This is a genomic window from Ruminiclostridium papyrosolvens C7, from assembly GCF_000421965.1.
Classification (GTDB): Bacteria; Bacillota; Clostridia; order Acetivibrionales; family DSM-1351; genus Ruminiclostridium; species Ruminiclostridium papyrosolvens_A.
This window is the reverse complement of sequence record NZ_ATAY01000077.1, coordinates 1-2,581: the sequence shown is the minus strand read 5'-3', so window position 1 is coordinate 2,581 and position 2,581 is coordinate 1. Positions and strand designations below refer to the sequence as shown.

The following is a 2,581-nucleotide window of genomic DNA, read 5'->3' as shown; positions in this document are numbered from 1 at the left end:
AAAGAAACAGACCTCTACTACCTGAATGCAAGGTACTATGACAGCAAAACAGCCAGATTCCTAAGTGAGGATACTTATACGGGCGACCCCAATGATCCGTTGAGTTTGAATTTGTATACGTATTGTTTAAATAATCCTTTGATTTATATAGATCCTACAGGACATGTAGCAGATGGTGACCAAAACCGCTCAACGGTAGCACAGGCGTATATAATTGTGTATTCAAATCAATATAGCGATGCAAAAAAAATATATGATAATCCGAAAGCTTCTGCAGATGCAAAAAAGGCAGCAAAAATACAAATGAATGCGGCAGCTTCAGCAGCGGCAGTGGTCAGAAAGAATGATGATAATGGCATGTACGATAGCTATGGGCGAAGAGAGTTAATTAATGGTAGTGAACTAACTTTGGCTTTAAAAGATGGTAAAATATCCGATGCTGAATGGAAAAAAATTAACACATTGAGTGGAGTTAAGCTAGGAATAGGTGTCCATGGTCAGGAAAACTCATTCACAGATAAAAATGGAGACAAAATTGCGGATAGAGATAAAGCTGGTATTACTATAAAAAAAGAAGAGAGTGGTTATGGGAAAATAGTTGTACCTGAGTTATATATGTACTCTACATATGGGAGTGGTAAGTTGAAAGATAGTAACAATATATCTAATGTTACAGGTTTCAACGTAAATAATAAAACACAAGATCAATATCAAACAGTTAATGGGAAAATGGTTAATAATTGTACGCTTACATCAATTACGAAGATAATTGAGTATTACCGTAAACTTGGTTATACAGGTATACCTTTAAACGATCAAGATATTTTTAATAGAGTTAGAGAAGTTGCAACAAAGAAATACGGGTATACTGCAGAAGGAGGAGTACCTACTTATGTATCAATAACATTACAGAACGGAAATATACTTACTGACACATGGAAAAGTTTGGCTGGATATTATCATGGTGAGGGGCATGATAAATTAACTGCGGAAGCTGATTTTTTTATAAAGAAAGAAGCTAATAGAGGGCATCCGTTTATGTTAAATATTGTTTCTGGAACTTATGAAAACCACACAGTAACAGGAGTTGGATATAAAGATTACATAATTAATAAGTCGAATAAAAATGTAACACTAATCGAAATATACGATAATTATTCGCATACACCAAGATATATTGACTTTAATAGATTTAACAATTACGTATTTACATTAACTGTTGTTACACCACCACCAAAGGCTTATTTCAGAAACTAAAGGATGAAGGAAATAAACTGATTTTAATTATAGGGGGGAATGGAATTTGAAGTCATTAAGTATAGTTAAAAATGTTATTATACTATTACTGTGTTATTCAAGCTTAATTTTTAATAGTGGTTGTCAATCTACAAATGATTTATTTCAAGAAAATTTAACAGCAAATAGAATGGGGGATATTTCAGGAAGTATTTTAAATACTATAGTAAAACAAGGAGACAAATTTTACTATGTGAATGATGATGCAGGGGGTAAAATCTACAGTATTTTTAAAGATGGGACTGGAAAAAAGAAATTGAATAAATGTGAATCGAGTATAATAGGAGTTAAAGACGGTTGGATATATTATAATAATATTGATAAAAAAAATGATCTCTATAGAATGAAAATTGATGGTACTGAAAATAATAAATTAAAGAGTGGAGATGGGTATGCATACTATTATGTTTTAAACGGTGACTGGGTCTATTATCTATTTAAGGATAACAATATTTACAGAACTAAAGTTGACGGTTCTGTAACAGAACGAGTAGTTAATGATTCTGTATACGAAATGAATATAGTAGATGATTTTATTTATTATGTAAACAGAACAGATGGAGGTAGTTTATATAAAATAAAAGTAGATGGTAAGGAAAGAACAAAGTTAAATAATGTAGACACATATTGTATTTCTATTTACAAGAATTGGGTGGTTTTCTTAAATTATAATGATAACAATAGGTTATACAAGGTTAAAACTGATGGTACAAATTTCTCCGGGTTAATAAATTATAAAGATCCAAGTTATAATGGGTGTTTTGATAATGTTGAAAAGTTAACAATTGATGGTGATTGGATTTATTACTGTAATCCTGAAATAAACCGAGTAAAATTTGATAGTCCTTTAATTACAACTAAAATTGGTAATTCAGGAAGTTACGGTTTTACTATTTGTGGCGATTGGGTTTACTTTTTACTTGAACCCAATATGAATAAAATAGGAAGGGTCAACATTGATGGAACCACGGTAAACCCGCAAGTAGTTAATTGATTAATATTCAGAATTTTTATAATTTTTACTCTTTAGTACTTTGTGGTTTACAAAATTAGGAAGAATGAAATGAGTAATAGCAAATTAATAACTATTTTAATATATAGATGCAAGTTCTATATTATTGTTTTTTAGTATTAAAGTTTTTCAAGGAAGTTTTATCATCAGATCCTATAGTATCACAAAAAAAATAGGCGGTTGTCAACACGATGACCGTCTTCTTTCTTTGTGTCCGTGATTTTATTAAAATAATATTATGCGTATTCCGCCTAACTCTTAACCTTATAATTT

General features: G+C 30.6%; 2 protein-coding genes. Both read left to right on the top strand.

The window, feature by feature from the left end; all coding sequences use genetic code 11:
- The coding region (locus tag L323_RS0121035) for an RHS repeat-associated core domain-containing protein (protein WP_031342329.1) at positions 1-1,257 on the top strand (1,257 nt) is incomplete at its 5' end.
- A gap of 46 nt (positions 1,258-1,303) precedes the next feature.
- Positions 1,304-2,290, top strand: a complete 987-nt coding sequence (locus L323_RS35780) for a DUF5050 domain-containing protein (protein WP_020816494.1) — start codon at positions 1,304-1,306, stop codon at positions 2,288-2,290.
- The last annotated feature ends 291 nt before the right edge of the window (positions 2,291-2,581 follow it).